The 22,598-nt window shown below is 67.9% G+C and carries 19 protein-coding genes and 1 pseudogene; 10 read left to right on the forward strand and 10 right to left on the reverse strand.

What is annotated here, in order from left to right; genetic code table 11:
• Window positions 1–54: 54 nt before the first annotated feature.
• Window positions 55–1,653, reverse strand: a complete 1,599-nt coding sequence (locus tag ACZY0Y_RS05395; RefSeq protein WP_160665947.1) for an ABC-F family ATP-binding cassette domain-containing protein — start codon at window positions 1,651–1,653, stop codon at window positions 55–57.
• Between the two features lie 321 nt (window positions 1,654–1,974).
• On the opposite strand from ACZY0Y_RS05395, the gene ACZY0Y_RS05400 reads away from it, so the two are divergent.
• From ACZY0Y_RS05400 to ACZY0Y_RS05410, 3 genes and pseudogenes are all read left to right on the forward strand, one after another.
• Window positions 1,975–2,607 (forward strand): biotin transporter BioY, encoded by a 633-nt coding sequence (locus tag ACZY0Y_RS05400; RefSeq protein WP_463957030.1) that lies wholly within the window; start codon window positions 1,975–1,977, stop codon window positions 2,605–2,607.
• Between the two features lie 98 nt (window positions 2,608–2,705).
• Window positions 2,706–3,431 (forward strand): annotated as a pseudogene (locus ACZY0Y_RS05405) (energy-coupling factor ABC transporter ATP-binding protein); the annotation flags it as partial.
• The gene (locus ACZY0Y_RS05410) at window positions 3,428–4,057 is read left to right on the forward strand and encodes an energy-coupling factor transporter transmembrane component T family protein (RefSeq protein ID WP_463881174.1); all 630 of its coding nucleotides are present in this window, start codon (window positions 3,428–3,430) and stop codon (window positions 4,055–4,057) included. The pseudogene ACZY0Y_RS05405 and the gene ACZY0Y_RS05410, both read left to right, overlap by 4 nt.
• 117 nt (window positions 4,058–4,174) lie before the next feature.
• On the opposite strand, the gene ACZY0Y_RS05415 is transcribed toward ACZY0Y_RS05410, so the two are convergent.
• Window positions 4,175–5,362 carry a thiolase family protein gene (locus ACZY0Y_RS05415; RefSeq protein WP_463881176.1) on the reverse strand — a complete coding sequence of 396 codons (1,188 nt, stop codon included), beginning with the start codon at window positions 5,360–5,362 and terminating at the stop codon, window positions 4,175–4,177.
• Window positions 5,363–5,375: 13 nt separating this feature from the next.
• Window positions 5,376–6,794, reverse strand: a complete 1,419-nt coding sequence (locus ACZY0Y_RS05420; protein WP_463957031.1) for an AMP-binding protein — start codon at window positions 6,792–6,794, stop codon at window positions 5,376–5,378.
• Between the two features lie 58 nt (window positions 6,795–6,852).
• Here ACZY0Y_RS05420 and ypfJ point away from each other — a divergent pair, with 58 nt between their 5' ends.
• Window positions 6,853–7,740, forward strand: coding sequence for a KPN_02809 family neutral zinc metallopeptidase (gene ypfJ, locus ACZY0Y_RS05425; RefSeq protein WP_463881181.1), 888 nt, complete (start codon window positions 6,853–6,855; stop codon window positions 7,738–7,740).
• Between the two features lie 150 nt (window positions 7,741–7,890).
• On the opposite strand, the gene ACZY0Y_RS05430 is transcribed toward ypfJ, so the two are convergent.
• From ACZY0Y_RS05430 to ACZY0Y_RS05455, 6 genes are all read right to left on the reverse strand, one after another.
• Window positions 7,891–8,223 (reverse strand): metal-sulfur cluster assembly factor, encoded by a 333-nt coding sequence (locus ACZY0Y_RS05430; RefSeq protein WP_056434018.1) that lies wholly within the window; start codon window positions 8,221–8,223, stop codon window positions 7,891–7,893.
• Between the two features lie 10 nt (window positions 8,224–8,233).
• Entirely contained in the window at window positions 8,234–9,031 is a 798-nt protein-coding gene (gene sufC, locus ACZY0Y_RS05435) for a Fe-S cluster assembly ATPase SufC (RefSeq protein WP_463881184.1), read from the reverse strand.
• A 100-nt stretch (window positions 9,032–9,131) separates the two neighbouring features.
• On the reverse strand, window positions 9,132–9,491 hold the full coding sequence (locus ACZY0Y_RS05440; protein WP_463881187.1) for a non-heme iron oxygenase ferredoxin subunit: 360 nt from the start codon (window positions 9,489–9,491) through the stop codon (window positions 9,132–9,134).
• Between the two features lie 50 nt (window positions 9,492–9,541).
• Window positions 9,542–10,828: a Fe-S cluster assembly protein SufD gene (gene sufD / locus ACZY0Y_RS05445; protein ID WP_463957032.1), complete on the reverse strand. Its 1,287-nt coding sequence runs from the start codon at window positions 10,826–10,828 to the stop codon at window positions 9,542–9,544.
• Entirely contained in the window at window positions 10,828–12,291 is a 1,464-nt protein-coding gene (gene sufB / locus ACZY0Y_RS05450; RefSeq protein WP_354241294.1) for a Fe-S cluster assembly protein SufB, read from the reverse strand. Before sufB ends, sufD begins: the two co-directional genes overlap by 1 nt.
• On the reverse strand, window positions 12,291–13,160 hold the full coding sequence (locus ACZY0Y_RS05455; protein WP_463881193.1) for a helix-turn-helix transcriptional regulator: 870 nt from the start codon (window positions 13,158–13,160) through the stop codon (window positions 12,291–12,293). The genes sufB and ACZY0Y_RS05455 overlap by 1 nt, the downstream gene beginning before the upstream one ends.
• A gap of 147 nt (window positions 13,161–13,307) precedes the next feature.
• Between ACZY0Y_RS05455 and ACZY0Y_RS05460 the strand changes: the two genes are divergently transcribed.
• Genes ACZY0Y_RS05460 through ACZY0Y_RS05470 form a run of 3 tightly spaced genes read left to right on the forward strand, consistent with a single transcriptional unit; the run spans window position 13,308 to window position 16,034 of the window.
• Window positions 13,308–14,276 (forward strand): ABC transporter ATP-binding protein, encoded by a 969-nt coding sequence (locus ACZY0Y_RS05460; RefSeq protein WP_160665967.1) that lies wholly within the window; start codon window positions 13,308–13,310, stop codon window positions 14,274–14,276.
• On the forward strand, window positions 14,273–15,082 hold the full coding sequence (locus ACZY0Y_RS05465; protein WP_463957033.1) for an ABC transporter permease: 810 nt from the start codon (window positions 14,273–14,275) through the stop codon (window positions 15,080–15,082). The genes ACZY0Y_RS05460 and ACZY0Y_RS05465 overlap by 4 nt, the downstream gene beginning before the upstream one ends.
• 7 nt (window positions 15,083–15,089) lie before the next feature.
• Window positions 15,090–16,034, forward strand: coding sequence for a COX15/CtaA family protein (locus tag ACZY0Y_RS05470; RefSeq protein WP_463957034.1), 945 nt, complete (start codon window positions 15,090–15,092; stop codon window positions 16,032–16,034).
• Between the two features lie 131 nt (window positions 16,035–16,165).
• Here the strand turns inward: ACZY0Y_RS05470 and ACZY0Y_RS05475 are convergent, their stop codons facing one another.
• Window positions 16,166–17,128 (reverse strand): heme o synthase, encoded by a 963-nt coding sequence (locus tag ACZY0Y_RS05475; protein ID WP_463957035.1) that lies wholly within the window; start codon window positions 17,126–17,128, stop codon window positions 16,166–16,168.
• Between the two features lie 515 nt (window positions 17,129–17,643).
• Here ACZY0Y_RS05475 and tkt point away from each other — a divergent pair.
• The 3 genes from tkt to ACZY0Y_RS05490 all read left to right on the forward strand — a co-directional run bounded on the left by tkt (window position 17,644) and on the right by ACZY0Y_RS05490 (window position 22,587).
• Entirely contained in the window at window positions 17,644–19,761 is a 2,118-nt protein-coding gene (gene tkt, locus ACZY0Y_RS05480; protein WP_463881201.1) for a transketolase, read from the forward strand.
• A gap of 68 nt (window positions 19,762–19,829) precedes the next feature.
• Window positions 19,830–20,948 (forward strand): transaldolase, encoded by a 1,119-nt coding sequence (gene tal / locus ACZY0Y_RS05485; protein WP_463957036.1) that lies wholly within the window; start codon window positions 19,830–19,832, stop codon window positions 20,946–20,948.
• Between the two features lie 4 nt (window positions 20,949–20,952).
• Window positions 20,953–22,587 (forward strand): phosphoglucose isomerase-related protein, encoded by a 1,635-nt coding sequence (locus ACZY0Y_RS05490; protein ID WP_463957037.1) that lies wholly within the window; start codon window positions 20,953–20,955, stop codon window positions 22,585–22,587.
• Window positions 22,588–22,598: the final 11 nt, after the last annotated feature.

Raw genomic sequence — 22,598 nt, forward strand, 5'->3', positions numbered from 1 at the left:
TTATAGCCGTTTTGAGGGCTGAAAACGGCCACAACTGCGAGTCAGTTGGGCGCCCTACGCCAGCGTAATCAGGTCCAGGTAGTCTTCGTTCCAGTGGTCCTCGATGCCGTCGGGCAGCAGCACAACGCGCTCGGGGTTCAGCGCGGCGACGGCGCCTTCGTCGTGGCTCACCAGCACCACGGCGCCGGTGTAGTTGCTCAGGGCCCCGAGGATTTCGGCGCGGCTGGCAGGGTCGAGGTTGTTGGTGGGCTCATCGAGGAGCAGCACGTTCGCGCTCGAGGCCACGATGGTGGCCAGGGCGAGCCGGGTCTTCTCGCCGCCGGAGAGCACACCGGCGGGCTTGTCGACGTCGTCGCCCGAAAACAGAAACGAGCCCAGGATGTTGCGTACCTCCGCGTCATTCATGTCCGGGGCGGAAGAGCGCATGTTCTGCAGGACCGTGCGGTCGACGTCGAGCGTCTCATGTTCCTGCGCATAGTAGCCCACCTTCAGTCCGTGGCCCGCAACGACTTCGCCGGTGTCGGGCTTGTCAACGCCGGCCAGCATCCGCAGCAGGGTCGTCTTGCCGGCACCGTTGAGGCCCAGGATGACCACCTTGGAGCCGCGGTCGATGGCCAGGTCAACGTCGGTGAAGATCTCCAGCGATCCGAAGGACTTGCTGAGGCCGTCGGCGGTGAGCGGGGTCTTGCCGCAGGGTGACGGATCCGGGAAGCGCAGGGCTGCCACGCGATCGGTCGCGCGCACAGCTTCAAGGCCGCCGAGCAGACGTTCGGCACGCTTGGCCATGTTCTGCGCGGCGACGGCCTTGGTGGCCTTGGCGCGCATCTTGTTGGCCTGGTCGAAGAGGACCTGGGCTTTCTTCTCCGCGTTGGCGCGCTCCCGCTTGCGGGCACGCTCATCCGTTTCGCGCTGCTGGAGGTAGCGCTTCCAGTCCATGTTGTAGAAGTCGACCTTGGCGCGGTTGGGATCAAGCAGGAACACCTTGTTGACGGTGGCTTCGAGCAGCTCGGTGTCGTGGCTGATCACGATCAGGCCGCCCTGGTGGTTCTTCAGGAACTCGCGGAGCCAGGTGATGGAATCCGCGTCGAGGTGGTTGGTGGGCTCGTCCAGGAGCATCGTTTCGGCGTCCGAATACAGGATCCGGGCGAGTTCGACACGGCGGCGCTGGCCGCCGGACAGGGTTTTGAGCGGCTGGTTCAGCAGCCGGTCCGGGAGGGCCAGGTTGGAGCAGATCGCGGCGGCCTCGGCCTCGGCCGCGTAGCCACCGGCGGCCAGGAACTCGGATTCCAGCCGGTCATAGCGGTTCATCGCCTTGCGCTGGACCTCGGCGTCCTCGCTGGCCATGTCCTCATGGGTCTGCTTGAGCTTGTTGACGGCGATGTCCAGGCCGCGGGCGGACAGGATGCGGTCGCGGGCCAGCTGTTCCATGTCCGGGGTCCGGGGATCCTGCGGCAGGTAGCCGATCTCGCCGCTGCGGATGACCTTGCCCCCGGCGGGCTGGCCTTCGCCCGCGAGCACCCGGGTCAGCGTGGTCTTGCCTGCACCGTTACGGCCCACAAGGCCGATCTTGTCTCCCTTGTCGATCCGGAAGCTCACCTGGTCCATAAGGAGGCGGGCGCCGGCGCGCAGTTCGAGATCCTGGACGGTAATCAATGCAGCTAAGGCCTTTCACAACAGGGAACGCCGCGGCACAACGGTGGAATCTGCAGGGGGCCGGGGCAGTGCGGCCGAGAACACGGCCTCTACAAGTCTACCGGCCCAGCCTCCGCCCGTTGACAAGAGCCCCACCGGCGGCCGGCAACGACGGACGACGGCGGTGCCGGCCTTGCGGTGCCGGGCGTCCCGGCAGCCGTTGGTGCGGCCCTCCAGCTCCCGGGTGTTTGGTTAGTAGGGCTTCTACAAAAAACGCCGGCCCCCGTGCTCGTAGAGTCAAAATCAGAAGCTGGCCCCGAATCACTCGCGACAGGAACTCCCATGACGAAGACCGACGGCAGTGTTGCCGCCACCCCCGCCCGGCAGCGCACCCGCTGGGACGCCACCGACCTTGGCCTGATCGCGGTCTTCGCCGCGCTCGTGGCCGGATCCGCACTGGTGGCCGCCATTCCGGTGGCCGGGATGGGCGTTCCGATCACCGTGCAGACGCTCGCCGTGATGCTCACCGGCCTTGCCCTGGGCCCCGGCAGGGCGTTCGCCGCCGTCGGGCTTTACGTTCTCCTCGGTCTCGCCGGACTGCCGATCTTCAGCGGCGGACGCAGCGGTCTGGGGGTCCTGGCCGGTCCCTCGGCGGGCTACATCATCGGCTTTGTGTTTGCCGCGACAGCGGCGGGCTGGCTGACCGTCGTCGTGCTCCGCCGCACGGCGGGCCGGCCCGGCAGGTTTCGCGCGGTCCTCCTTTTCGCTGCCGCGATGGTGAGCAGCATCATCTTCGTCCACGGCCTCGGCATCCTCGGCATGATGGTCAACGCGAAGCTGGATTTCTCGAAGGCGTTCCTCGCGGACCTGGTCTTCTACCCGGGAGATGTGATCAAGAACGTACTGGCCGTGACGATTGCCCTGGCGCTGCACAAGGCATTTCCGGATCTGCTGATCCGCCGGGCCCGGCCGTGAGCAGCATCGTGCTGGACCGGGCTGCGGTGCGGGTGGCGGTCGATGGCCGCGCCGGACCTAAGACCCTGCTGGAGGAGCTGACCCTGCAGTTCACGGAGCAGCGGATCGGCGTCATCGGTGCCAATGGCTCCGGCAAGTCCACCCTGCTGCGGCTCCTGAACGGCCTCGTGGCACCGAGCAGCGGCACCGTCACGGTCGATGACTGGGATACTGTCCGTTCGGTGCGGGAAGTCCGCCGGCGGGTTGGCTTTGTTTTCACGGACCCGCTGTCCCAGCTGGTGATGCCGACCGGCCGGGAGGACGTGGAGCTGTCCCTCCGGCGTTCGGTCCGCAACGCCCGGGAACGCCGAAGCCAGGCGGAAGCGACCCTGGACCGCTTCGGGCTGCTGCCGCTCGCGGACCAGAGCATCTACGAGCTGTCCGGCGGGGAACGCCAGCTTCTGGCTCTCGCGGCGGTCCTTGCCGTGGATCCGGAGGTGCTGGTCCTGGACGAGCCGTCCACCCTGCTGGACCTGCGCAACCGGGAACTGCTGCGGCGGACCCTGGCCGGACTCAGCCAGCAGGTCATCCTCTCCACCCACGACCTCGAGCTCGCGCTGGATCTCGACCGGGTCCTGGTGGTCGACGCCGGCAGGGTCCTGTTCGATGGCGGGCCGGCCGCCGCCGTCGAGCACTACCGGGAGCTGAGCGCGGCGGGGCTCGCCGTGTGCGGCCCCGGGCCGGACCGGCCGCGCCGTGGGGATCCGCGCCGTGGGGATCCGCGCCGTGGGGATCCGCGCCGTGGGGATCCGCGCCGTGGGGATCCGCGGCCGGGGCAGCCGTGAGCGGCCACGGATTCCTGCTGGCCAACTATGCGCCCGGAAACTCCCTGGTGCACCGCGCGCCGCTGTGGCTGAAGTTCCTCCTGGTGGTCGGCTCCGGCATGGCGTCTTTCCTGGTTGGCGACTGGGCCGCCGCGGCCGCAACGCTTGCCGTGATGTGCGGGCTGTTCCTGATCAGCGGGGCGGGTCTGCCGCGGCTGTGGCGGGCGGTCCGGCCGGTCCTTCCGGTCCTGGCGGCGATCGGGCTGTTCCAGTGGTGGCAGCTTGGCGGCCCCACCGCGGCGCGGATTGTGCTCAACGTGCTGGTCTGTATTGCCGCGGCGTCCATCCTCACCGCCACCACCCCGGTGCAGCGGCTGCTGGACGGGGTGGCGTCCCTCGCGAGGCCGTTCCAGCGCTTCGGCGCGGATCCGGAACGCTTCGCGCTGACCATCGCCATCATGCTGCGCAGCATCCCGTTCATCGCGGGCGCATACAGCGATGTCCGCGACTCCGCCCGGGCCCGCGGGCTGGAGCGCAACCCCCGGGCCCTCATCCTCCCGGTCTTCATCACCACCGTGGCCTTCGCCAGACAGACCGGAGATGCCCTCGCCGCCCGTGGCCTGGGCGAGGCCGGGGACCACGCATAACTTGCTGCCGCTCCGCGGGACATGCCCTCCCCTGACGCTGGCCACTGGACCTAAGCCCACTATGTCCAACGGCTGAGCCCAGGACTGGGCATGTCCCGAGGAGGCGGAGGGCAGCGGTTAGGACAGACTCCGGTACTCCAGCAGTGCGGCGGTGCCCATTCCGCCGGCGATGCTGATCAGGGCCAGCGCCAGTTGTCCTTCGACCGGGCTGCGGCGCGCCTGGGCCAGCAGCCGCGTGATGAGCACGGCGCCCGACGCCCCGTAGGCATGCCCCAGGGCCAGGGCTCCGCCGTCGAGGTTGACGCGTTCCGGTGCGATGCCGAGCTGGTCCAGGCACGCAATTGTCTGGGATGCGAAGGCCTCATTGAACTCGACCAGCCCCAGCTCCGCGGCAGTGACGCCACTGCGTTCCAGCAGGCGTTCGGCCGCGACCGCCGCCCCGATGCCGAGCAGCTGCGGGGCCACACCCGCCGTGTCCGTGCCCCGCACCAGGAGCCCGTCACCGGCTCCCAGCTCGCGGGCACGTTTCACGGAGGTGATCACGACGGCGGCCGCCCCGTCAGCGTCGAAGCAGGAATTTCCGGCGGTGACGGTCCCGCCCGCGGCAAACGCCGGCGGGAACCGGGCCAGCACCGCCGCGGTCAACCCGCGGCGCGGCCCGTCGTCGGAACCGGCGGTAATAGCCCCATCCGGTCCTCCGGAACCCCCGGGAAGCGCAACAATCTCGGCGTCAAAAAACCCCGCCGCGGCGGAGGCCAGGGCCCGCTGGTGGCTGCGCAGCGCAACGGCGTCCTGCCGGTCCCGGCTGACCCCGAACTCCGAGGCCACGTTTTCTGCCGCAGCGCCCATGTCCGGATCGCCATAGCGGCCCGGTGCGAACTGCGCCCGCGCAAAGAACTCCGGGGCGCCGTCGCGGCTCCGATGGGCACGGAGCGGTGCCGTGCTGATGCTTTCCACCCCGCCGGCCAGATAGACGCCGTCGCCGCCGGCGGCCACGAGGCGGGACGCGAGGACGATCGCGTCGAGCCCGGACCCGCACTGCCGGTCCACCGTGAGGCCGGGAACGCTGACCGGCAGGCCGGCGTCGAGGGCCGCAAGCCGGGCCACGTTCCCGCCGCCGCCCACGGCATTGCCGATCACAACGTCCGCCACCATGTCCGGGGCCACGTTGGTGTCGCTGAGCAGGCGGCGGAGCACGGGGGCCAGCAGTTCATGGGCGCGGACGGTCTTCAGGACGCCGTTGGCGCGGCAGACCGGGGTACGCAAGGCAGCGATGATGACGGGCTGCCGGTCGTCGGGAAGCATCCGCGATGGAGTCTCAGGCAAGGCGCCGGATACGGGGGTCGTTGCGGGTGATCCAGTCGAGCATCAGTTCCCGGCTGAGCTTGCCGCGGTCCGTCAGGGGAAGCTCGGACAGGGCGAAGTACTCCAGCGGCCGCTTGTTGCGGGCCAGCACGTCCTCGATGCCCGCCTTCAGTTGGGTGGCCGTGATTCCGCCGTGCGACGGGACGACGCCAGCGACCACCTTCTGGCCGCGGAGATCATCTGTGGGACCGGCCGCCACGGCGGCGGCCACGCCGGGAACGGAGGCCAAAGCCAGCTCCACTTCATGCGGGTAGACGTTGGTGCCGGCGGTGATGATCATGTCCGAGCGGCGGCCCAGCATGTGCAGCGTCCCGCCGTCGAGGTAGCCCTGGTCCCCCACCGTGTGCCAGCCATCGAAACTCTGCAGGGCCTGGCCGTCGTCACCCCAGAGGTAGCCGCCGCTGACCATTCCGCTGCGGACACAGATGTTGCCGTCAGTGCCGTCCGGCAGCTGAACCCCGCGCTCGTCGAGGATGCGGACCTCGACGCCGGGGAACGGCGTGCCGATCCCGGTTCCGCCCTGGTCCGGCTGCTGGCCGGGCCCGAGCCCGGCGCCGGAGACGAAGCTGAGCTCCGAGGCGCCATAGTACTCAAAAATAGTCGCGTTGGGTGCCCAGCGGCGGGCAGCTTCCAGGGTCCGCGCGTCCAGCTTTGAGCCGGCGCAGATGATGCTCCGGATGCCCGAGGCGTCGACGCCGCCGCTGAGTCCCCGTTCGCTGAGGATGCGGAGCATCGTAGGGACAAGGACCAGCCGGGTGATTCCGTCATGGCTGACGGCGGCGTGGGCGTCGCCGACGTCGAACCGGGCCAGGGTGTGGAACTCCGAGCCGGCGTACAGGCATTCGGCCAGGGCGTAGAGGTTCAGGCTGGCCGCGAGGGGACCCGGCGCCAGGGTCCTGTCCTCCGTGTCCAGGCCAAAGAATTCGACCGACGCGTCGAAGGAGAGCTGCCAGGACCGGCGGGAGCGGCTGAAGGCTTTCGGGACAGCCGTGGTGCCCGAGGTCAGGCCGATCAGGAACGGCGTGTCCGGGCTCCCGTCGGCAAGGTCCGACGCGGTGGCAAGCTCCGACGCGGCGGCTTCCGGGCCGGGGGCTGCCTCACGGATCCGGTCCCTGATCCCGTCCTGCAGATGCTGCGGCCATGTCGGGTCCAGCACGGCGCATTGCCGCTCCCCCGCGACGGCGGCGGCGAACGCGGCGGCGAAGTGCAGCGAGTTCCCCTCAGACAGCACGGTCACCGCGGCCGGGCCGGTCACCAGCCCGGCGGCCATGTCGCGCAGTTGCTCCCAGCTCAGGCGCTGCCCGGCCACGACGACGGCAGTACCGTCGGGGCGCTCGTCGGCCCAGCGCTGGAGTCTGTCGAGGAAAGGCATCAGATCAACTTTACCGGCCGCGGGCGGCCGCGCAGCCGGTACACGATATTGTGACTCCATGAGTTTCAATGACAACGTCCAGCTGGACCCTTCCCAGGTCCAGGACCGGCGCGGCATGGGCCGCGGCGTCAAAGTCGGCGGCGGGATTGGCGGCGGCATCATCCTGCTGATCGCGGCGCTGCTCGGCATCAATCCCTCCCTCCTGGAAGGCCTCGGCGGCACCACGCAGGACGCCGGCTCGCAGAGCCAGAGCACCGCACCGGCCTGCAAGACCGGGGCCGACGCCGATGCCCGGCTCGACTGCCGCATCACCGGCACCGTCAACAGCCTGAACGCCTTCTGGCCCGCCTACCTGGCCCAGTACGACACGAAGTATCCACAGCCGAAGACGGTGATTTTCGATGCGGCCACCAACACCGGCTGCGGCGCGGCGACGTCGGACGTGGGACCGTTCTACTGCCCCGCGGACACCACCGCGTACTTTGACCCGGGGTTCTTCCAGGAACTTGTGGACCGGTTCGGCTCCTCCGGCGGGCCGCTGGCGCAGGAGTACGTGGTGGCCCACGAGTTCGGCCACCATATCCAGAACGTCCTCGGGAACCTGGACCGCGCCCAGCAGGACCCCCAGGGGCCCGAATCCGGGGCGGTCCGGGTGGAACTGCAGGCTGACTGCTACGCCGGCCTGTGGGTCCGCTACGCCACGACCCAGCAGGATCCCAGCACCGGGGTCCCGTTCCTTGAGCCGCTGAAGGAACAGGACCTGCAGGATGCCCTCTCCGCCGCCTCGGCCGTGGGCGATGACCGGATCCAGAAAGCCGCGACCGGCAGGGTGTCCCCGGAGGCCTGGACCCACGGTTCCAGCGCCCAGCGCCAGAAATGGTTCTACCAGGGCTACAAGACCGGGGACATCAACCAGTGCGACACATTCGGCGTCGCCACCCCGTAGCCCCCTAACCTCATCCGCTGCTCCGTAACGGCCGTTTAGGGGTTCCTAAAGGGCCGTTACGGAGCAATCGATGGAACGACGACGGCGGGCCCACCTTGGGAGGTGGACCCGCCGTCGTCGTATATTGCCGTCCGGGGCGGCGGTGCGGTCTTAGATGTTGAAGCCGAGGGCGCGCATCTGGTCGCGGCCGTCTTCGGTGATCCGTTCCGGACCCCACGGCGGCATCCACACCCAGTTGAGGCGCCATTCGTCGACGACCCCGTCCAGGGCCTTGCCGACCTGCTCCTCGATCACGTCGGTGAGCGGGCAGGCAGCGGTGGTGAGCGTCATGTCGATCAGCAGGGCGCCGTCGTCGTCCGAGTACTTCAGGCCGTACAGCAGGCCCAGGTCAACGATGTTCACGCCCAGTTCGGGGTCGATCACATCCTTGAGTGCCTCTTCGACATCCTCGAGGCCCGTGCGGGCCACATTGAGTTCGGTCATTATGTCCTCACTAGGCCTGTGCTGCAGCGGAAGCGGCAGCGATGGTGGCTGCCCCTGCGCCGGTGGCGTAGCGGTCGTAGCCTTCTTCTTCGAGGCGGTCGGCGAGCTCCGGGCCGCCCTCTTCCACAACCTGGCCGTCAACAAAGACGTGCACGAATTCCGGCTTGATGTAGCGCAGGATCCGGGTGTAGTGCGTGATGAGCAGGGTGCCCATTTTGCCTTCGGCGTGGGCGCGGTTGACGCCCTCCGAGACAACCTTGAGTGCGTCGACGTCGAGGCCGGAGTCGGTCTCGTCCAGGATGGCGAACTTCGGCTTGAAGAGTTCCAGCTGGAGGATCTCAACGCGCTTCTTCTCGCCGCCGGAGAAACCCTCGTTGACGTTGCGCTGGGTGAAGTCGGCGTCGATGCGCAGCTGCGCCATGGCAGCCTTGACGTCCTTGGTCCAGGTGCGCAGCTTGGGTGCTTCGCCGTCGATGGCCGTCTTGGCGGTCCGCAGGAAGTTCGTCATGCTGACGCCGGGAACCTCGACCGGGTACTGCATGGCCAGGAACAGGCCGGCGCGGGCGCGCTCGTCGACGGTCATCGCGAGGACGTCCTCGCCGTCCAGCGTGATAGTGCCGGAGGTGACGTTGTAGCGCGGGTGCCCGGCGATGGTGGACGCCAGGGTGGACTTGCCGGAACCGTTCGGGCCCATGATCGCGTGGGTCTCGCCCGTGCGGATGGTCAGGCTGACGCCCTTCAGGATTTCCTTCGTGCCCTGCTCGGTGTCAATGCTGACGTGCAGGTCCTTGATCTCAAGAGTAGACATGTGCCTTGTTCTCCTCTGCACGGTGCCCTCCGGCACTATGCGGTTTCTTGTCGAATTCTTGTCGATATATTCTGTGGTGCGGGGTGCCGGCTGCGGGCAGCTAGCTGAAGTTCGGGGCCTCGGCGCCGTTCAGGACGTTGGTGAAGTCCACGTAGACCTCGTCGTCCAGGACGGTGACAGCAAAGACAGGAACAGGATCATAGGCCGGCAGCTGGAGCGGCTCACCGCTGCGCAGGTCGAACTGGGAGCCGTGGCCCCAGCACTCGATCCTGCAGCCTTCCACCTCGCCCTCCGAGAGGGAGATGTCAGCGTGGGAGCAGGTGTCACCGATGGCGTGGATCTCCCCCATCGAATCCTTCACGATCGCGACGGGATAGTCGTCGACCAGGATCCGCAGCGCCTGCTTGAGTTGGATCTCACTGGCGTTGCAGACGAGCTCGCCTCTTGGCTGTTCAGTCATTGATGTTTCCGTGTTCTGTTCTCCAGTGCTGCGTTCTCCATTGCTTCGCACTAGTGGTTCGTTGCCGCGAGTTCGCGCTCGACGGCGTCCGTGAGGCGCTCCTCAATGGCCGGAACCTTGATCTGCTGGATGATCTCGTTCAGGAAGCCACGGACCACCAGACGGCGGGCCACCTCTTCCGGAATGCCGCGGGCCATCAGGTAGAACAGGTGCTGGTCATCGAACCGTCCGGTGGCGCTGGCGTGGCCGGCGCCGGCGATCAGGCCGGTCTCGATCTCAAGGTTCGGCACGGAGTCGGCGCGGGCGCCGTCGGTGAGGACCAGGTTGCGGTTGGCCTCGTAGGTGTCGGTGCCCTCGGCCTCCTTGCGGATCAGGACGTCACCTACCCACACGGTGTGCGCGTTGCGGCCCTGCAGGGCGCCCTTGTAGAGCACGTTGGACTTGCAGTTGGGGACGGCGTGGTCCACGAAGAGCCGCTGTTCCAGGTGCTGGCCGGCGTCGGCGAAGTACAGGCCGAACAGTTCCACTTCAGCGCCGGGGGCGGTGAAGCGGGCCGACGGCGTCACGCGCACCAGGTCCCCGCCAAGGCTGACGACGATGTGCTTGAACTTGGCGTCGCGGCCAAGCTTCGCCTGCTGGGAGGAGGCGTGCACGGCGTCGTCGTTCCATTCCTGGAGCGAGATGACGGTGAGCTGTGCGCCGTCCTCGACGAGGATCTCGATGTTCTCCGAGACGACGGCGGTGCCCTGGTGGTCCAGGACCACGACGGCCTTGGAGAACTTTTCCGCGACGATCACAACGTGCTGCGCGGACGCCTCGGTACCCTGGCCGGTCAGCAGGACGCTGACCTCGCCGTCCACCTGGACTTCAGCCGGAACCGTGATGATGGTGGCTTCGGTGAAGTTCTCCCAGGCATTCGCCGAGACGCGGTCCTCGGGGATCGCGGCGGAGCCGATCCGGCGGTCGTCACGGCCGACGGTCTCGACGATGACGCTGTCCGGGGCGGTGACGCTGACGGACGGCGCGGCACCGTTGAGGACAGCGGTATGCAGGCCGCGGAGGCGCTTGAGCGGGGTGAACCGCCAGTCCTCCTCCATGCCGGTCAACGGCTTGAAGTCCGCCAGTTTGTAGGAGGTCAGGCGCCCGGCGCGTGAGCTGTCCGGAATGCCGACGCCGCCGCCGTGCGAGTGTCGCTTGACGGCCTCGCCGGCCAGCGGTGACTTGGACTCCGCGGAGTTCAGCGGTGACAGGCTTTCGCCTTCTTCAGTGAAACCGTTGATGAACGGCTGGGCTGAGGGCGCGCCAATGCGGGCCTTTTCAGTAGTGATGTCAGTCATTAACCGACCGATCCTTCCATCTGCAGTTCAATCAGGCGGTTCAGCTCGAGGGCGTATTCCATCGGCAACTCACGGGCAATCGGCTCGATGAAGCCGCGGACGATCATCGCCATGGCCTCGTCTTCGCGCATGCCGCGGGACATCAGGTAGAACAGCTGTTCTTCGCTGACACGCGAAACCGTGGCCTCATGCCCCATGGTCACGTCGTCCTCGCGGATGTCGATGTACGGGTAGGTGTCCGAACGGCTGATGGTGTCCACCAGGAGCGCGTCACAGCGGACCGTGTTGGCCGAGTGCTTGGCGCCTTCGCGGACCTGGACGAGGCCGCGGTAGGCGGCACGGCCGCCGCCGCGGGCCACGGACTTGGACACGATCGAGCTCTTGGTGTTCGGCGCGATGTGGACCATCTTGGAGCCGGTGTCCTGGTGCTGGCCTTCGCCGGCAAACGCGATGGACAGGGTCTCGCCCTTGGCGCCCTCGCCGACGAGGTAGACGGCCGGGTACTTCATGGTGACCTTGGAGCCGATGTTCCCATCGATCCACTCCATCGTCGCGTTTTCTTCGCAGATGGCGCGCTTGGTGACCAGGTTGTACACGTTGGTGGACCAGTTCTGGATGGTCGTGTAGCGGACGCGGGCGCCCTTCTTCACGATGATTTCCACGACGGCGGAGTGCAGCGAGTCCGAGGTGTAGATCGGCGCGGTGCAGCCTTCGATGTAGTGGACGTAGGAGTCCTCGTCCGCGATGATGAGCGTGCGCTCGAACTGGCCCATGTTTTCCGTGTTGATGCGGAAGTAGGCCTGCAGGGGAATGTCCACGTGGACGCCCTTGGGCACGTATACGAAGGAACCGCCGGACCAGACGGACGTGTTCAGCGAAGCAAACTTGTTGTCGCCCACCGGGATGATGGTGCCGAAGTACTCCTTGAAGATCTCCGGGTGCTCGCGCAGCGCGGTGTCGGTGTCCAGGAAGATGACGCCCTGCTGTTCCAGGTCCTCGCGGATCTGGTGGTAGACCACCTCGGACTCGTACTGGGCTGCGACACCGGAAACGAGGCGGCTGCGCTCGGCTTCCGGGATGCCCAGCTTCTCGTAGGTGTTCCGGATGTCCTCGGGGAGGTCTTCCCAGGTGTTGGCCTGCTTCTCCGTGGACCGCACGAAGTACTTGATGTTGTCGAAGTCGATGCCGGAGAGGTCAGCGCCCCAGGTCGGCATCGGCTTGCGGTCGAAGTACTTCAGACCCTTCAGGCGCAGGTCCAGCATCCACTCCGGCTCGTTCTTCTTCGCCGAAATGTCGCGGACGACGTCCTCGTTGATGCCGCGGCGGGCGTTGGCCCCGACGTCATTCTTGTCGGACCAGCCGTACTCATAGGTTCCGATTCCGTGGAGCTCGGGATTCTTTTCCAGGATCTCCGAAATCACAGTGGATTCAGCAACCTTCTTCTCTGATAGTTGGTCCGTCATCACGGCCTTTCTTGCAGATGGTTGGATTCTTCGTCCAGGTTGCCCGGGGTCGTTGCGGGGCTGTGAGGCCCCCTGGCCGCCGGACGGCCTGTAGGTATGTGGGTGGTGCAGACGTGGCCGCCGCGTGCCAGCGTGGACAACCGGCGGACGTCGACGCCGACCAGCCGGGAGAACACGTCGGTCTCCACGTCGCAGAACACAGGGAACTGCGCGGCCAGCTGCTGGATGGGGCAGTGTCCCTGGCAGAGCTGGACGCTGGAGAGCGCAGCCGGCAGGGGTGCCTTGGCCTCGATGGATGCCGTGGAGGCCACGAACCCGTCGCGGCTCAGCGCCTCTGAGAGCGCCTGTGCCCGGGCGGTGATATCCGGGCCGGCGGCGTCGATCTCCGGGGCGTAGCGGCGTTCCATGTCGCCGAAGCGCTCGACGGCGAACTGCCGCACGGCGTCGGGGCCGGCCATTTCGCCCAGGCGCTGCAGCGCCAGGGTGGCGATGTCCAGATAATCGTTGCCGAGCGTGGACTGGCCCTGGGAGCTGAGGACATAGCGGCGTGCGGGACGACCGGCACCGGCACCGGCACGGGCTGCCCGCTTCACCTCGATCACGCCATCGCGGGAGAGGTGGTCCAGGTGCCGCCGGACCGCGGCAGGTGTGAAACCAAGCATGTCGCCGAGTTCCGAGGCACTGATGGGGCCATGTTCCAGGACTGCGTTCAGCACGCGGTCCCGGGTGCGGTCCTCGGCGTCGACCGCCGGGAAGGCGGCTACTGCTTGGGCGGCCACGGAACCCACCGGCCCGGACGCAACGGCTGGGGCCGTGCGCGGGCGGCCGCCGGCGAGGGCGACAGAAGGAGAGGGGCTCATGGAATACACAACACAATCATGTCGTAATTTAGTCCCCTGATCCAGTAAGGCATGACTATCCTCAGGCCGCGTCCACGCCCCCCCCAACGTGCAGCCTGCGGCCCGGAGGCGGCGACGGGCCGGAACGGGACGTACTACATCCCGTAGAATGCTGTGGTGCGATCCCCCGAATCCCCCGTCCTGTCCATCAGCGGGCTAGTCAAGGATGTTGGTCCACTGCCCACCCTCGACGGCAAAATGCTGCGGGTGGTCAGCGGGCTTTCCCTCGTTGCCGAACGTGGTCAGGTCACGGCCCTGCTGGGGGCCAACGGCGCGGGCAAAACCACCACCATCGAATGCGCCCAGGGACTGCAGAAACGCACCCACGGCAGCATCAGCCTCCTGGGCGAAGACCCGGACACTGCGGGGGCAGGACTGCGCGCCCGCGTCGGGGTGATGCTCCAGGACGGCGGACTGCCGCCGTCGGCCCGTCCCATCCCCCTGCTCAAGCATATTGCCGGCATGTACCAGGACCCGTGGCCGGTTGACGAACTCATTGAACGCCTCGGCATCGACTCTTTCAGCAGGACCTCGGTCCGGCGGCTCTCCGGCGGGCAGAAACAGCGGCTCGCGCTTGCGGCCGCGCTCGTGGGCAACCCCGAGGTGCTGTTCCTGGACGAGCCCAGCGCCGGCCTGGACCCGCAGTCGCGCCAACTCGTGTTCGAGCTCATTTCCGAACTCCGGAACCGCGGGATGGGGATCATCCTCACCACCCACCTCATGGATGACGCCCAGCGCCTCGCGGACTACGTCTACATCATCGACGCCGGCCGCAATGTCGCCGAGGGCACCGTCGCGCAGCTCCTGCAGCACCCCCTGCCACCGGACGCCGGAGAGCAGCACATCCGCACCCTGCTGTTCGAGACCGACCCCGGGCTGGATTTCACCGGGGTACTGCCTGACGGCGTCAACATCACCGAAGCGCGGGCCGGCAGCTACGCCGCCACCGGGGCGCTCACCGCGGCCGACCTCGCGGCGATCACCGCCTGGTGGGCAGCCCGGGGCATCATGCCCCGCTCGCTGAGCCTTGAGGCCCGCAGCCTTGAGGACGTCTTCCTCGACATCTCCGGAAGGGAAATCCGATGACCCGCGACAGTGCCGCACTGGGGAGCGCGCCGCTGGGCAGCGCCCCGCCGGCCCGCCCCCTCGGGAGCCCCCCGGCGCCGCTGCTGCGCCGCATTGTGCTGCAGGGCAAGTACGAGACCATCACCATGCTCCGGAACGGCGAACAGCTGATCCTGGCGATCGTGCTGCCGCTGCTGGCCATGGTGGGCCTCACGGTCACCCCCCTCCTGGACGGTTTCGGCGCGGGCCGGATCAATGTTGCCGTGCCGGGCATTCTCGCACTGTGTGCCATGTCCACGGCCTTCACCGGCCAGGGCATCTCCACCGGGTTTGACCGCCGCTATGGGGTCCTGCGTTTCCTGTCCACCACTCCCCTGGGCCGCACCGGGCTGATCGCCGGAAAGGTCCTTGCCGTCCTCGCGGTCCTCGCCCTGCAGGTCCTGGTGGTCACGGCTGTTGCCCTGATGCTGGGCTGGCAGCCGAATCCGCTCGGCTGGGTCCCCGGACTGGCCGTTCTGGTGCTCGGCGCCGCGGCGTTTACCGCACTGGGCCTGCTCGTCGCGGGGACCGTGCGGCCGGAAGCGACCCTGGCCATCACCAACCTGCTCTGGATCCTGCTGGGTGCCCTCGGCGGGATCGTGATCCCGGCTGAACGGCTTCCCGCCCTGCTGCAGGCGATCGTGCACTACCTCCCCTCCGGCGCCCTGGGACAGTCGCTGAGGGAAGCGTTCCTGTCCGGCAGCGTCAACCCCGTCCCGGTACTTGTCCTGCTGCTCTGGACGGCCATCGCCGGCGGCGCAGCAACCCGTTGGTTCAAATGGAATTGAGAAAACTGTGAGCACGGCTTCCCGCCCTCCCCGGACCGCTTCCCGGAACATCGCCTGGCTGCCCGTCACCGTCAACAAGACGGTCCAGCGGCTGGCGGTGCTCTCCCTGGTCGGCCAGACCCTCCTGATCGTGACCGGCGGCGCCGTCCGCCTCACCGCCTCGGGCCTGGGCTGCCCGACGTGGCCGCGCTGCACGGATTCATCGCTCGTGAACACCCCGGAAATGGGGATCCACGGCATCATCGAATTCGGCAACCGGCTCCTCACCTTCGCGCTGGCGGCGGTCGCCGTCGCGATGCTGGTGTATCTGTGGAATCTCCGCAAGGAACGCCGCGACCTCTTCCTGCTGGCCCTGGGCCTGCTCGCCAGCATCCCGGCGCAGGCCGTCATCGGCGGCATCACCGTGCTGACCCAGCTGAACCCCTGGGTGGTGGGGCTGCACTTCCTGGTTTCGATGGCCCTCGTGGTCGTGGCCACGCTGCTGGTCAACCGCGCTTACGGGCGGACAGGGAGGTTCCGGACGGCTGAACTGGCGGCCCTGCCGGTCATCGCACGTCTGCTCATGACCGCCGTCGCGCTGTTTTCCGCCGTGGCAGTCTGCCTCGGTGTGGTGGTGACGGGTGCGGGCCCGCACGCGGGCGACGCCGACGCCCCGCGTAACGACCTGGACTGGGACCTGTTCTCGCACATCCACGCCGTTCCGGCCTACCTGGTGACCGCCGGGGCGCTGTTCGCGCTGTACCTTGTCCTCCGTGACCGGGTTCCCGGCCCGTTCCGCACCGCCGTCTTTCTGCTCCTGGGCGTCACCGTGCTGCAGGCCGTCATCGGTTTCACGCAGTATTACAACGGTATCCCGGCGCTCCTGGTCGCCGCGCACATGCTCGGCTCAGCCTTGCTGATGAGCGCGGCCACCAATGCCGCAGACCTCGCCCGCAGCAGCCCGGTCAAGTAGCGGGGTTGAAGACAGGGTCGAAGTAGGGCCCGAACAAACAACGCGGGGTCACCTGGCGCCTATCCGGAGCACCGGAAGGGGCGGCAGGTGACCCCGCGTTGTTGTTGCGGAGTGCAGTGGGGGGTATGTAACTAGCCGCCCATGATGGCCGAGCCGACGAACGGATCGACGGCGAGGGCGATGAAGAGCAGGGTCAGGTAGCTGATGGAGCCGTGGAAGACTTTCATGGCGCCCTTGTTGGACACGTCGCCGGCCTGCGCCCGGCTGTACAGCGCGTGGGATTCGTAGAGGAACCACGCTCCGGCGAGCACCGCGGTGACGGTGTAGACCCAGCCGGCCCCGCCGGCCGGCACCAGCAGCAGCGAGCACACCACCATGGCCCACGCGTAGAGGACCACCTGGACCGAGACCACCTTGGCCCCGGCGATCGCGCCGAGCATCGGGACATTGGCGTTGCGGTAGTCCTCGCCGTAGCGCATGGACAGCGGCCAGTAGTGCGGCGGGGTCCACAGGAAGATGACCATAAAGAGCACGACGGCGGGCCACTCCACCGTGTTGGTGACGGCGGCCCACGCAATCAGCACGGGGAAGCAGCCGGCGGCCCCGCCCCAGACGATGTTCTGGGCCGTGCGGCGCTTGAGGATCATCGTGTAGATGACCACGTAGAAGACAATTGCGCCCACGCCCAGCCAGGCTGCGAGCGGGTTGGCCCCGAACCAGAGGATCGCGATCGCTGCCGCGCCGAGGAGCCAGGAGAAGACCAGGGCCTCGCGCGGGGTGACCTCACCCGTGACGAGGGGCCGGTTCTCGGTGCGTTGCATGAGCTTGTCGATGTCGCGGTCGAGATAGCAGTTGAAGGAGCCTGCGCTGCCGGCGGCAAAGGCGCCGCCCACGAGGGTTGCCACGATGAGGCCGATCGACGGGAAGCCGCGTTCCGCATAGATCATGGTCGGCAGGGTGCTGACCAGCAGGAGTTCGATGACGCGGGGTTTGGTAAGCGCCAGATAGGCCTTGGCTTTGCGGGCGAAGCCGACTCTTCCGCGGAGGGGAGGGGCGTTCAGCGGCGTATCTGTTGTGCTCACGGTGGCAGTCACTCTGTTCTGTCTGGCTGTTCATTCCGGCTTCTGACCCAACGCGGGTTGCATATCGGAGGGGTCACGCGCAGCGCACAGGCGTGTCCCGCCCCCGTTGGTAGCCACCACCCATCATACCGTGCAGGCACAGGCGGGCGGGTCCGGTGCATGCCGCCGTCGGTCCCCCGTGATTCGAACAGATTAACGCGGGCTCACAGCCGCCGCGGACGCCGGTGATTCATATAAGCGAAAATCCGGTCCATTTGGTGAGATATACAGCGCCCGCCCAGTGGAATGGGGCTAAGCTGTCTGCAGATCAGCGCGCACCGGCACGGCCAAAAGGGCCGTCCCAAAGTTTGAAGTGTCTGTCCGCAGTTTCCGCAGATGTTCCTTCGCACGCGCGGCTGAATGATAGATCAACGTTTCGATGGTGAACGGCTGGTACGTACCGCAGCGGGCACCGAACTGTGCCCCGGGCGGGACTGACCATACCACCCGCCGTCAGCACAGAGAGGGGCCCGGTTTTCGTGCCACATTTGGAAGAGCAAGAACTGTCATGGACCAGCTTGGACCAGCGCGCCGTGGACACCATCCGTGTCCTTGCCGCCGACGCTGTGGAGAAGGTCGGTAACGGCCATCCCGGCACCGCCATGAGCCTGGCTCCGGCCGCTTACCTTCTCTTCCAGAAGCTGATGCGGCACGACCCGAAGAACCCTGACTGGCTGGGGCGCGACCGTTTTGTCCTCTCGCCCGGCCACACCTCCCTGACGCTGTACATCCAGCTCTTCCTCTCCGGCTACGGCCTGGAACTGAAGGACCTTGAGGCGCTGCGCACCTGGGGTTCTCTGACCCCGGGCCACCCGGAGTACAAGCACACCGCCGGCGTGGAGATCACCACCGGCCCGCTGGGCCAGGGCCTGGCCTCGGCTGTCGGTTTCGCCTACTCCCAGCGCCGCCAACGCGGCCTGTTCGACGCCGACGCCGCCCCCGGCACCAGCCCGTTCGACCACACCATCTGGGTCATCGCCTCCGACGGCGACCTCCAGGAGGGCGTGACGTCCGAGGCCTCCTCGCTCGCCGGGCACCAGGAGCTCGGCAACCTCGTAGTGATCTACGACGAGAACCACATCTCGATCGAGGACGACACCGACATCGCCTTCACCGAGGATGTCCTGAAGCGGTACGAAGCCTACGGCTGGCACACCCAGCGCGTCGACTGGACCCGCACCGGCGAATACAAGGAGGACGTCCAGGAACTCCACGCCGCGCTCCTCGCCGCCAAGGCCGAGACGGGCAAGCCCTCGATCATCTCGCTGCGCACGATCATCGGCTACCCGGCCCCCAAGAAGATGAACACCGGGAAGATCCACGGCTCCGCCCTCGGCGCCGAGGAAGTCGCCGCACTGAAGAAGGTCCTCGGGTTCGACCCGGAGCGCTCCTTCCAGGTCGACGACGACGTCCTGGCCCACGCCCGTGAGGCTGTGGACCGCGGCGCCGCCGCCCGCACACAATGGCAGGCATCCTTCGAGGCTTGGCAGTCCGGGAATCCGGAGGCCGCGGCCCTGCTCGAACGCGTCGAAGCCCGCAAGCTGCCGGCCGAGCTCGACGCCGCACTTCCGGTGTTCGAGGCCGGCAAGGACGTTTCGACCCGCGCTGCCTCCGGCAAGGTCCTGAACGCGATCGGCCCGGTGATGCCGGAGCTGTGGGGCGGTTCGGCCGACCTCGCCGAGTCCAACAACACCACGATCGAGGGTTCGCCGTCGTTCATCCCGGCCTCCCGCTCCACGGCGGCCTGGAAGGGCAACCCCTACGGCCGCGTGCTGCACTTCGGCATCCGCGAACACGCCGCCGCGTCGATCGTCAACGGCATCAGCCTGCACGGCCGCACCCGCGCCTTCTCCGGCACCTTCCTGATCTTCAGCGACTACCAGCGCCCGGCAATCCGCCTCGGCGCGCTCATGGGGGTCCCGTCGCTGTACGTCTGGACGCACGACTCGATCGGGCTCGGCGAAGACGGACCGACCCACCAGCCGGTGGAGCAGCTTGCCTCGCTCCGCGCCATCCCGGGCCTGGATGTCGTCCGCCCGGGCGACGCCAACGAGGTCGCGGCCGCCTGGAAGGTTATGCTCGAGAACCACGAGAACCCGGCCGGCATTGTGCTGACCCGCCAGAACATCCCCACCTATGCCCGCGGCACGTCCGAGGCTGAAGGTGACACCTTTGGTTCCACCGCCGGCGTGGCCAAGGGCGGCTACGTCCTGGCCGAAGCGTCGGCCAACGGACGGACCGCCGAGGCGCAGGTCATCCTGATCGGCACCGGCTCGGAGGTCCAGCTTGCCGTGAACGCCCGCGAAGCACTTCAGGCCGAGGGCATCCCCACCCGCGTCGTTTCCATGCCGTGCGTGGAGTGGTTCAACAAGCAGGACGCCGCTTACCGCGAAGCGGTGCTCCCGGCCGCCGTCAAGGCACGGGTGTCCGTCGAAGCCGGCCTCGCCCTGGGCTGGAAGGAATTCGTCGGCGACGCAGGCCGTTCCATCAGCCTCGAGCACTTCGGCGCCTCGGCGGACTACAAGCGCCTGTTCCAGGAGTTCGGCATCACCGCGGAGGCCGTTGCCGCCGCAGCCAAGGAATCCCTCGCCGGCCCCACGGCCTGACCCCAACTTCACGCTTTCCGGGCCGCCGCCCATCTGACGGCGGCGGCCCCAGACTTCAGGAGTGACACATGAACACGACCCCCACGCAGCAGCTGTCCGACGCCGGCGTCTCCATCTGGCTCGATGACCTGTCCCGTGGCCGCCTCGACACCGGCACGCTGCGCACGCTGATCGAAGAGAAGAACGTTGTCGGTGTCACCACGAACCCCAGCATCTTCCACGCGGCCATCACCACCGGCCACGACTACGACGCCGTCATCGCAGCCCAGGCGGCAGCCGGCGCCAGCGTCGAGGAGACTGTCTTCGCCATCACCACGACCGACGTCGCCGATGCCTGCGACCTCTTCGCCCCGGTGGCCGCAGCCACCAAGGGTGTCGACGGGCGCGTCTCGATCGAGGTTGACCCCCGCCTCGCCTGGGACACCGCCGGCACCATCACCGAGGCCAAGGAACTCCACGCCAAGGTCAACAAGGACAACGTCCTGATCAAGATCCCCGCCACCCTCGAGGGCCTGGAAGCCATCACCGCCACCGTGGCGGCCGGGATCAGCGTCAACGTCACCCTGATCTTCTCGCTGGAGCGCTACCGCGCCGTCATCAACGCCTTCCAGAGCGGCCTGGAGCAGGCCAAGGAGAACGGCCACGACCTCGCCAGGATCCATTCGGTGGCGTCCTTCTTCGTCTCCCGCGTGGACTCCGAAATCGACAAGCGCCTCGACGCGATCGGCACCGACGAGGCACGGGCCCTCAAGGGCAAAGCCGGCCTGGCGAACGCCCGCCTCGCCTACCAGGTCTACGAGGAGCTCTTCTCCACCGAGCGCTGGGCCCTCCTGGCCGACGCCGGAGCCCTCCCGCAGCGTCCGCTGTGGGCCTCCACCGGCGTCAAGGACCCGGCCTACCCGGACACCCTGTACGTCACGGAACTCGTCGCCCCCGGCGTCGTGAACACCATGCCGGAGAAGACCCTCGACGCGACGTTCGACCACGGCACCGTCACGGGCAACACGATCAGCCGCGGCTATGACGACGCCAACGCCACCCTGAACGCGCTCGATGCCCTCGGCATCTCCTACAACGAGGTTGTCACGGTGCTCGAGTCCGAAGGCCTCGACAAGTTCGTGGCCAGCTGGAAGGAACTGCTGGCCGACGTCGAGGGCGCCCTCGCCGCTGCACGGAAGGACGCATAGGCCCATGACCACTCTCAGCTACGACGCCACGGGCGCCGCCCGCCTGGCCCACGATCAGCACCTGCCCGCCCTGCTCGCAGACAAGGTGGCCACCCGGATCTTCGCCAAGGACGCCAGTCTCTGGGGCCCCGACGCCGAGGCCGAGGCGTCCGTCCGGCTCGGCTGGGTGGAGGCGGCCACCGTCTCCCAGCAGCTCGTCGCGGACATCCTGGCCCTCCGGGACGCCCTGCGCGCCGAGGGCGTCAGCCGGATTGTCCTGTGCGGCATGGGCGGTTCCTCGTTGGCCCCCGAGGTCATTGCCGGAACCGCCGGCGTCGAGCTGACCGTGCTCGACAGCACCGATCCGGAGCAGGTCGCCGCCGCACTCGCGGACCGGCTGAACGAAACTGCGATCGTGGTGTCCTCCAAGTCCGGCTCCACCCTGGAAACCGATTCCCAGCGCCGGATCTTCGAGCACGCGTTCACCGAGGCCGGGCTCGACGCGAAGAGCCGGATCATCATCGTCACCGATCCCGGCTCGCCCCTGGACAAGGCCTCCCGCGAGGCCGGCTACCGCGCCGTTTTCAATGCGGACCCCACCGTCGGCGGACGCTACTCGGCGCTCACCGCGTTCGGGATGGTGCCGTGCGGCCTGGCCGGCGTGGACATCCAGGCCTTCCTGGACGAAGCTGAAGAGGCCGCCGAGGTCCTCAATGAGGACGGCGAGGAAAACATCGGCCTCGCCCTCGGCGCCGCGCTGGGCGGCACCAACCCGCTGCGCAACAAGATCGTCATCGCCGAGGACGGCTCGGGTATCAAGGGCTTCGCGGACTGGGCCGAACAGCTCATCGCCGAATCCACCGGCAAGCTCGGCACCGGCGTGCTGCCCGTCGTCGCTGGGCCCTCCTCACCGGAGGCCACCCTCGGCGCCCCCGACGTCCTGGTGATCCGCCTCGTCGCGGCGGACGCCGACGTCGAACTCGGCGACAACGAGGTCGCGATCGCCGGCGGCCTGCCCACCCAGATGATGACCTGGGAATTCGCCACTGCGGTGGCGGGCCGCCTCCTCGGGATCAACCCCTATGACCAGCCCGACGTCGAGGCCGCCAAGGTGGCCGCCCGCGGACTGCTCGACGCCCAGCCGGAACCGACGCCGGCAGCCTTCACCGACGGCGCCATCGAGGTCCGCGGCGGGGACTGGCTGGGCGGTGCAAGCACCGCGGCAGGCGCCGTCAGCGCCCTCCTCGGCGAACTTGGCCCGGACAGCTACCTGAGTGTCCAGGCCTACTTCGACCGGCTCGCCTACGCGCCCCTCGAGGGTGTCCGGGACCAGTTGGCAGCCGTCGGCGGCCGTCCCGTGACGTTCGGCTGGGGCCCGCGCTTCCTGCATTCCACCGGGCAGTTCCACAAGGGCGGGCCTGCGATCGGCGTCTTCCTGCAGGTGACGGCCGCGGCCGCCACCGACCTGGCCATTCCGGACCGGCCCTTCACCTTCGGCGAGCTGATCTCGGCCCAGGCCGCCGGCGATGCGCAGGTGCTCTCCGAACATGGCCGCCCGGTCCTCCGGCTCCACTTGACGGACCGTGCGGCCGGCGTCCGCCAGCTGCAGGACCTTGTGTCCACGCTGGCCGGCCAGGCAGTCCCCTCCACCGAAAGCTAAGGCACCCAAGC

The sequence above is a fragment of the Pseudarthrobacter kochi genome (genome assembly GCF_055412805.1).

Excerpts from the sequence above, each read along its gene's own strand:
- ACZY0Y_RS05415 (WP_463881176.1), bottom strand. The coding sequence starts at position 5,362 with ATGCTTCCCGACGACCGGCAGCCCGTCATCATCGCTGCCTTGCGTACC.
- ACZY0Y_RS05440 (WP_463881187.1), bottom strand. The coding sequence starts at position 9,491 with ATGACTGAACAGCCAAGAGGCGAGCTCGTCTGCAACGCCAGTGAGATC.
- sufD (WP_463957032.1), bottom strand. The coding sequence starts at position 10,828 with ATGACTGACATCACTACTGAAAAGGCCCGCATTGGCGCGCCCTCAGCC.
- ypfJ (WP_463881181.1), top strand. The coding sequence starts at position 6,853 with ATGAGTTTCAATGACAACGTCCAGCTGGACCCTTCCCAGGTCCAGGAC.
- ACZY0Y_RS05490 (WP_463957037.1), top strand. The coding sequence starts at position 20,953 with ATGACCACTCTCAGCTACGACGCCACGGGCGCCGCCCGCCTGGCCCAC.
- sufC (WP_463881184.1), bottom strand. The coding sequence starts at position 9,031 with ATGTCTACTCTTGAGATCAAGGACCTGCACGTCAGCATTGACACCGAG.
- ACZY0Y_RS05465 (WP_463957033.1), top strand. The coding sequence starts at position 14,273 with ATGACCCGCGACAGTGCCGCACTGGGGAGCGCGCCGCTGGGCAGCGCC.
- tal (WP_463957036.1), top strand. The coding sequence starts at position 19,830 with ATGAACACGACCCCCACGCAGCAGCTGTCCGACGCCGGCGTCTCCATC.
- ACZY0Y_RS05420 (WP_463957031.1), bottom strand. The coding sequence starts at position 6,794 with ATGCCTTTCCTCGACAGACTCCAGCGCTGGGCCGACGAGCGCCCCGAC.
- sufB (WP_354241294.1), bottom strand. The coding sequence starts at position 12,291 with ATGACGGACCAACTATCAGAGAAGAAGGTTGCTGAATCCACTGTGATT.
- ACZY0Y_RS05400 (WP_463957030.1), top strand. The coding sequence starts at position 1,975 with ATGACGAAGACCGACGGCAGTGTTGCCGCCACCCCCGCCCGGCAGCGC.
- ACZY0Y_RS05430 (WP_056434018.1), bottom strand. The coding sequence starts at position 8,223 with ATGACCGAACTCAATGTGGCCCGCACGGGCCTCGAGGATGTCGAAGAG.